Raw genomic sequence first — 7,730 nt, forward strand, 5'->3', positions numbered from 1 at the left:
AAGAAGAGTTTCAACGCTATTCACCGCGTCTTTCAGAGGCGGCTCGAAAAAAACTCCGCAAGCTATTCATTGATGCAGGCGGTCACCTTGGCTAAGCGAGTACGACTTTTTCAACAGAATCGGCCGATTTCAGCCAGTGGCGACCGGCTGAAATCGACCCACTGCTGCCGTTCGCATACGACTTTACCGTGCCCAATCGCACAATAGGCTTCCCACCAATCACAAAGGCCTTGGTGACTTGAGAAAATTTTCAGCTATCTGTCCAATCGGTTGGATGAGCAGATCTGCGATAAAAAAAGGCAGAGGTCAAGACAGTTCTGTTACACGTCTGTTGGCATACCAGGCATACCAAAACTTTTCGACCACGTTCGTGCTCGTGGTGCCGGTTGAAACCGTTAACCACAACGCTCTGGACTACCTGATTACAGCTCGGTTTCGCTTCCATGATTGCAAGCTGAGGCTGACGGCCAAGCTTACAAGCTGCCAAAGCGGACGTTTGTTATGGGTGGACCAGTTTGATGAGAAACAGGCCCCCAGACCATGGAGTGGCAGCAGGAGGTCGCTGCTTCTATCTGTCTGGCCGCCCGTCGGGTTTTACCGCTGACCTAAACAATCAATCCAGTATCAAAATCAGCGCGTCACGCTCGGAGGCTCGACTGCTCAGCATGTCAACCGCCCTTGACCATGCAGACTTCGCCAGCACAGCCCCTTGACCTGACCAATTCGGAACAATGCCGCCGAGAACTTCTTCGTGACGCGCATGATCGATGAAGAAATAATCGCGAGTTGAATTCAACTCCATGGTCAGCTTGGCGCATTCATCGGGACCGAGAATACCTACGATATCAGTGAGGCCAGTGAATATCGCTTCCAAATCTTTTCTCTCCGCCATAGAAAACAAGATTGTTGCTGGCTTTCCACGAATAAGGTCAGTGATTCGCTCGTTACTCCACCCCGCATCCGTCAGTAGAGCCTTCAGAATCAAATGATACGGAAGCTCACCGCTTCGACCTAGCGAGAGTACTGGATGACAATGCCCAAGTAGGCATACCAGCAATTGCTTTGCCGGGCGATCACTCTCTTCCTCATCGGTAAGCCAAGAAGGGCTAAAACGCACTGCCTCTAAAGCCTCCGCCATCACATGGGACGGCTTTCTGCACGCCTCAGCTGATTTTTGGTGCAACCGAGCAATGACTTCATCTGGGGTTCCAGCGAGATCTTTTTTGAGGACATCGCTTGTGAATGAATAACAATAATGCAGAACAGCCATAAGACTCTCCTAAAAAAAGAAGAGGTGCTAACCAGACACCTCTTCTCAATTGACTGTAGTTCTAATCAGTCATCACAATATCAATTGCGCTCTGGCAGTACTAATTTGGCTGTGCCGGAGTGAGGCATTGAGAAGGACTGCCTCCGGTATAGCCGACATTTACCTCCGACGCATTGTTTGCAATCACAAAGTTCGTGATTTCAGCCGGGACAGCCGGCGCGGGGTCCTTGGTAATGCTCCAATGCCCCAGCCCTCCGTGCTGAGGAGAGTAAACGCCAATATATCCGGCCATATTGTGGATCGGACCCTGGTCGCCCTGATTGAACGGCGGGTTGACCCCAACGACAGTGAACCGGACCTTGCAAGGCTTTCCGGGCACAATGAAGTTTGCTGCTTCAAATGTGGACAGACCATCCTCGTCAATCCTCCATTGCGCATCTGCTACCTTCGCATAAGTGGCGTTTTTTCTATCGATCGCTCGGAACACGTTAACATCCGCAGTCGCCAGCGTGCTGAACAGCGAACCGGCACAAAACAGCACAATCAGATTTTTACTTTTCATGTCCATTCCTTAGGGCTTAAGTCGAGACAAATCAGATCATCAGACATTCTAGAAATCTCCAAGTGATAAGGCCTCCGCTGGCTTGGATCGCAATGTCCTGCAATCACTACCGCGGCTGACCGTCGTTGCCGTCATTGGCTGCGACCATTTGAGATTCGCGAACTCCCCTGCTTCTGGTAAGTAACGTTACAGATACACCGTGTAACAGCTCGGCTGTTACCCACTAAAAACAAGCGTAGCAATGGGTGACTCGGTGGCTACGAGCCAGAGGTGCATTAATATTTTCATCACAGATAAACCACTAGATAATTTTCGTAAGATCACCCTAAAAAGTTCCAATCTTAAACCACGCTAATTTGTGAAAAATAAGCAAGACCAATAGTAATGAAACACTAAAGACGACTCTGAAATTACGCGACAGACCGCCCATATGTGTTAACGCCAATGCAGAATTGACCCGCGAGCTGACGTGAGACTGACCCACCTTTAAATCAACACAAATCTAGCAAAGGTAGTGGCTCGCGAGGAGTCTGACCGGGTCAGAGATATATCGGCAACTAGGGCAATTCGGCGTCGGCGCCAACACCATGCTCTCTGTAGTTAAAAATCAGTCTATTGGAGCGTTTGTCAGCTTGAGCTAAGTCGTTGATAAACGTTTTTTCATAGGCTTCAGTCTGGCTCTCTCCAAAACCAGCAGAAATGGACGTCACCGCAAATTCGTCCCACACTGCAAGAATTACTTGTCACTGCATTTGTTCCAGAATCGACCCATTTTTCTGACGCAGTAGCACGTTAGTGGCACAACCTGGGTAAGTATCGTTACCGTAGCGCTACTTCGGGTAGGGCCCACATTCGAAGGCGTTAAGGGATAAGTCAAAATGAATACTGGCCTGGTTCTGTTCATTGAAGGGTACTTCGAGGTAACGACTGATTTGAAAGGACGAACGCCCTTGTGTCGATGCGTTGGCATAGGACAGATACGGCGATACAGACTTGAGCACGCTGTTAGGCAATACGCTGCCGCTGCTGATATTGCTGCCGATCAGCGCCCATATAACGGCGGCCGGCTGCGAGATATAGCGAGATTGAAAGGGGTTGAGGGTGAAGCCATTGATCGGCGACGGTGAAGCAGGCTTTCCTGTGTCACTGTCATAGATAAATAACGCCTGCCCCGTGATCAGCGGTTTCGCGTTAGGGGGTGCGTCGTAGTAGATACCCACGCTGCCGTCCTTGCCTTTGCCGTTTCCGTTAATTTTATAACCGTTGAAGCTGTACGCGTTGCCATACAAGACAGGGCTGGACACCCCGATTTTAAAAGCCTGTGCGGAGCTGACGACACCGTGGGCAACATAAATGCTGGTCTTCGGTTCAATGACCACCACCATCGAGTCCGTGATAGGCGGCGGTAAATTAATAGCCACTACGCTGTTGTCTCCTTCAGACGAGGGGTCGGGTACAACGATGACAATGGACTGGTTAGTGGCATTCAAAAATTGCCGGGCTTCAATGTTCAGATAAAGCGTCAGCCGCAACGGCGCCGCGTGGCAAACCTGAGTCAACAGGCCTGTTATCAAGCAGGCACACAACAGTACGTACGGTCTGTATTCACACACAGGCACCTCCCGCCAGATAGAAAAACACCCGTTTCCGCCAGGACGGACACGGGTGTAGTGCACCTATTTAAAATCCGGTCACTTGGCCGAGTTGACGATGGTGCCAATGGTCGAGCCGGAACTTACGGGGGAAACCGAAGGTTTACCTTTCAGGTTGGTAATGGCAAAGGTGCTGGGCAGCACTTGCATGTCATATTTGCCCACGCTCGCGGAGAACGAGAAGGTGCACCCAGGCGCCGAAACGCTGGCTTGGACATTACCTGACTCCAGGCTCTGTTGCGCTGCAACCAGCAAAATGGTTTCCAGCGGCTTCATCATGATTGAACCCTGTGGGTTCAAGGTAAATGCGCAGAACGGCAAGTACTGTTCGCCTCCTGAAGGGGTAGTGACAAGGCCGGCAAGGCCCACTGTCAGCGGTGGCGTACCCGCAGGCCGATTATTGAACAGCCCCAGGCTATCAGCGGGAACATTGCTGACCCCGCCTGAAACGAAGGTGCCGTCAGAGTTGAATGTTTGCGCAATGCCAAGTTCGAGGGGCCGGGACAGGGATTTCATGAGAATCGTTGTATTGGCAGCGATATCGGCCTGGGTGCTGACGTACAACTTGTATTTAGGTTTGTAATAAATGTCGACGATGCCGAACTGGTCGCCGTAAGGGACCGAAAACCAGGTCGGTACGCCAGTGGTTAGCTGGTTGGGGCCAACGGCGCCTTTATAAGCCAGCAGATTATAACCCTGCGCCTGTAAAGCCGCGAGCACGGCCTGTTGTTCGGAATTTTCAAAGTTGAACTCAATAGTGTACGTAGTCATTTTTTCACCTGTTAATCCCTAACACATTAAAGTTTGTCAGTCGTTCATTCCGCGCGACTGGCTATTTGAATCGCCGGGAGGCTAATCAGTGGTTAGCGCATTCCAGTGGTTCGAGGGGGAGCGTATGAATAACGCGATGTTTTTATAAGTATCGTTACAGTAACGCCGTGCCGCTGTTATGGGCTGAGTGCCCCGAAAGAATACTCGCATGCATTGCCAGGAAGCCTTGTAGTGCATAACAAATAGACGACGCCAGTTCTTGTTGATGTGCAATGGCCGTATACGCCGCGCGATTGAACTGTTCCGACCAGGCCACATAGCCTGTTGTTACATCAATCAGGCGTACTGACGTTCTGATCCGTTCCGCGTCCACGTGGACACTGCCCTCCAGACGGTGACCGATGCCGTTGCAGGGCACACTGTCGAGTGATTGCGCAGGGTGAATGCCTGCACAAGTAGCTGCGGACTCGACGATGATTTTCCTGTCGAGCTTTTTGTACAGGTGGTGGGTCAATTCCTCATGCAGCCCTTCGGTAAAGCATTCCCACCTCGTTTGTGAAGACAGGCATTTGAACGGGCAGATACAAAACGCATGGCTGGGCGCAACCCCGGTGGCGTTTGCTGACTGGCGCTGGAAGGTGGGCATGTAGCAACCCAGGGGAATCACGATCCTGACCTTGGCGTTACGCCCGAATGTTGCGTAGTAATTCCTCAGCTTTGCCCGCAAGCGCCCCACCTGTACCCGAACGACCGGGTCTTCGCCCGTGCTGTACGAACATGGGTCGCGGTCAAATACGCTGATGCCGATGGCGTATTCGCTGGTGTCGCGCACCGACTCGACGATGGCCTGTTCAACAAGATAGTTGAGCAGGCGACTCATGCGCGGAGAGTGTTTGAACATGTCGCTGGATAATAAAACGTCTCTGGCGGATTTAACGTCAATGAGTTCTATAAGGTCGCGACCAAAATAGCGGATGTCGTTGTCAGTCATAGCATTACTTCCCCTGCGTCCGTTCATAGAAAAAGTTTGCGCATGCCGAATGACTGAGTTTGATACTTATTTGGGCAGCCGTGCATTCGCCAAGTAGCATGATCTATAACTGCTGCCCATTGTTTTCGAATCAAAACTCTATTCTTAATTTTGTATTCGCAAACGTTTTCAACTTGCTCGGGGAGTCTAGCGTCTAATCGACTGACGACTAAGTATCGTTACCGTAGCGCAGGGCTACCGCGAGGGGCTTGTAGAACGGCTGCCCGAGCGGGCAACCGAGGGGTCATGAGAGTTAGAAGCACCTCCTTGTACGTTGATTCAGATCCTGCACAGTACAGGGTGCCAGCTTTGTCCCTCAACGAGCTATAGAGGTCAGGGCTGTTGATCTGGTCTAAGCGTTCGGCTTGAAGCAGGCGCTAGAACGATAACTGGTTGTGCCGTTGTGATCGTAAGTACTTAGTCGAAAGGTTTCTGAACGTCCGCAACGGGTCGTTTTTTGCCGGTCGCGAAGGACAGCTTAGGGTCGGTTGCCGTTCTGCGCGACGGGCAAAAAACGGCCAAAAGGGGCCTTTGATAGACAGTAGTTGATGACGAAATTATCACTGTGGCTCTAATTCTGACCATAAACCTTTGCGTCCCATGCCGGCCATTAATGTCCCGAAGTCTTCAAAATTGCAGACATTCACCTCAATCTGGCTCGCCCACGTTGCTTCACACTCGTCGCACACCCACAGTAAAAGTTGTGTAGAGCAGACCCGCATTGCTCGAACGTCACCTTGACCGCACCTTTGGCATTTAATCAGCATGGAAATAATCTCTGACAGGACCCCGGTGTAGTCTAATCCGATCGGTCGACTGTCGTCCGCGGCGACAGGCAGAGGTTGTCCAAAAGCAGAAATCTAAAGTCTCCACTAGAGTGGGGGCTATTCAGATGAGTGCCTGATGGTCGGCACGCTCTCAATCACCCTGGCGTCGTTCCGGGCGCGCACGCCGGCACTCTGGTCTCGGTGCTATTGCACACCTCGGCGAAAGCCGTGAATATCTTGAGGGGCGTCGTGACAAGCCTGTGGCTGTTGAGCTGCGCTGCCTTCGACTCATGTTGGAAATAAAAAATAGAGCATTCAGGGAATGGAATATCCTTCATTTGAAAACGAGCCAAAGAAAAAAGCTTTCTGGGCGGCGACGTGCCTGATTTTGGTGGTGGGCTGGATTATTTATATGCTTTGGGCTAGTCGCATTGGGACTCGAATCGTTTTAATGGCGTCGATTCCTGAGTGGACCACCTATATAGTCGTTGGCTGTTTGGTTGGACTCGTTTTTGCCGGACGAGCAATTTACTATCGCCCTGACGGAAGAGATTTGAAGCGAGTTGCCGACTCTTTTGTGGGGGGCGTTTGTCTGGGTCTTGTATTATCTTTAAATAGTTATAAGGTTTTTACTTATCTGTTGCCTGGCGAGATTGTTCATTATGAATCAGCTTATGAGCTACATATTCCGGGACCTTCCTTTGGAAGGTCTGGCCGGTGTGAGGCGGGCTTGCGGTTTAAGGATTTAAATACTGAGCGCTGGATTGAGCTGTGCACCACTGAGTTGGAGTTCAACGAACGAAGGAAAAAAGGCATGGATGTCGTTTTGGTGACTGCACACTCCAATAAGATAGGCTCTTATATTGTTGGGTATCAGTTCATTTATAAATAAATTATAGTGGAGTCGCTTCCATAGACCTCAGTGCTTAATCAGCCTGTAAGTAACTCTGGCAGCACTTTGATGTAGCCTACTACCGTCGTCCGCATCATAGCTGTTTTCTGTCATAGACGACAGGCAGAATCGACTCAAAAGCGGCTTCCCACACCGACAAAAATCCACAACTGTTTATCAGCCCTCGGCTAAACGGTCGTGTAACCTGACGGCTGCACCCTGCACGTTTAATGAGTTCTGACAAAGTCTTGTCTTGGCTCAGCTACGTGGAAACCCCGACTACCTTACGAGACACCATGGACTCTTCATTTGACGAATTGATCGATAGGGCGATGTATCTGGGCGTGCACCAGGTTGCATACCCAATTGATATCTTTGGTATTGCCAGATTGCTGGCAGAGCATGCGTCCGATGATGCAGACTTTGAAAAAATACTTTTGCTGGTTTCAGATCCCGAGAACCATTTCACTCGTTGGGCTGCCATACGCGCCATTGGTATCCTGGGGCCCGCGTCTGTTGCCAAAGCACGCGCAACGCTGGAAGCCAGGACAAGGCTTGAGGATTTTCCTCTCGCTCGACAAGAGCTTTACAGTGCGTTGGGTTCGATAACAGATTGAGAGTCCATGGTTTCAGCGTCAAGGCAATCGACAGGCGGCTTTTGGCCCAGAGTGTGTAAAAACGCTAAGGGGTCTCACTTTTAGGTTCTTCACCTGTCGGAAATCTATAAGCCTCGTGTCCCCGCACTCATACCGTCTTGACGTTAACAGCTGCGCCGATAGTGCCTCC

General features: G+C 50.8%; 7 protein-coding genes. 2 read left to right on the forward strand and 5 right to left on the reverse strand.

Features of this window, described 5'->3' with window-relative positions; all coding sequences use genetic code 11:
- Positions 1-613: 613 nt before the first annotated feature.
- From TU80_RS30770 to TU80_RS30790, 5 genes are all read right to left on the reverse strand, one after another.
- Entirely contained in the window at positions 614-1,270 is a 657-nt protein-coding gene (locus tag TU80_RS30770) for a hypothetical protein (protein ID WP_046382167.1), read from the reverse strand.
- Positions 1,271-1,370: 100 nt separating this feature from the next.
- Positions 1,371-1,832: a hypothetical protein gene (locus TU80_RS30775; RefSeq protein WP_057006128.1), complete on the reverse strand. Its 462-nt coding sequence runs from the start codon at positions 1,830-1,832 to the stop codon at positions 1,371-1,373.
- Positions 1,833-2,662: 830 nt separating this feature from the next.
- Positions 2,663-3,406, reverse strand: coding sequence for a hypothetical protein (locus TU80_RS30780; RefSeq protein WP_227778716.1), 744 nt, complete (start codon positions 3,404-3,406; stop codon positions 2,663-2,665).
- A 117-nt stretch (positions 3,407-3,523) separates the two neighbouring features.
- Entirely contained in the window at positions 3,524-4,255 is a 732-nt protein-coding gene (locus TU80_RS30785) for a hypothetical protein (protein WP_046382164.1), read from the reverse strand.
- Positions 4,256-4,409: 154 nt separating this feature from the next.
- On the reverse strand, positions 4,410-5,246 hold the full coding sequence (locus tag TU80_RS30790) for a hypothetical protein (RefSeq protein WP_057006129.1): 837 nt from the start codon (positions 5,244-5,246) through the stop codon (positions 4,410-4,412).
- A 1,128-nt stretch (positions 5,247-6,374) separates the two neighbouring features.
- On the opposite strand from TU80_RS30790, the gene TU80_RS30795 reads away from it, so the two are divergent.
- Positions 6,375-6,944 (forward strand): hypothetical protein, encoded by a 570-nt coding sequence (locus TU80_RS30795; RefSeq protein WP_017846752.1) that lies wholly within the window; start codon positions 6,375-6,377, stop codon positions 6,942-6,944.
- Positions 6,945-7,240: 296 nt separating this feature from the next.
- Complete coding sequence (locus TU80_RS30800; protein WP_017846753.1) at positions 7,241-7,561, forward strand: hypothetical protein; 321 nt, start codon at positions 7,241-7,243, stop codon at positions 7,559-7,561.
- Positions 7,562-7,730 lie beyond the last annotated feature (169 nt).

The sequence above is a fragment of the Pseudomonas veronii genome, from assembly GCF_001439695.1.
Classification (GTDB): Bacteria; Pseudomonadota; Gammaproteobacteria; order Pseudomonadales; family Pseudomonadaceae; genus Aquipseudomonas; species Aquipseudomonas veronii.

What these genes read in the sequence shown, in the direction of transcription:
- TU80_RS30770 (WP_046382167.1), bottom strand. Translation starts at nt 1,270, where the DNA reads ATGGCTGTTCTGCATTATTGTTATTCATTCACAAGCGATGTCCTCAAA.
- TU80_RS30775 (WP_057006128.1), bottom strand. Translation starts at nt 1,832, where the DNA reads ATGAAAAGTAAAAATCTGATTGTGCTGTTTTGTGCCGGTTCGCTGTTC.
- TU80_RS30785 (WP_046382164.1), bottom strand. Translation starts at nt 4,255, where the DNA reads ATGACTACGTACACTATTGAGTTCAACTTTGAAAATTCCGAACAACAG.
- TU80_RS30790 (WP_057006129.1), bottom strand. Translation starts at nt 5,246, where the DNA reads ATGACTGACAACGACATCCGCTATTTTGGTCGCGACCTTATAGAACTC.
- TU80_RS30795 (WP_017846752.1), top strand. Translation starts at nt 6,375, where the DNA reads ATGGAATATCCTTCATTTGAAAACGAGCCAAAGAAAAAAGCTTTCTGG.
- TU80_RS30800 (WP_017846753.1), top strand. Translation starts at nt 7,241, where the DNA reads ATGGACTCTTCATTTGACGAATTGATCGATAGGGCGATGTATCTGGGC.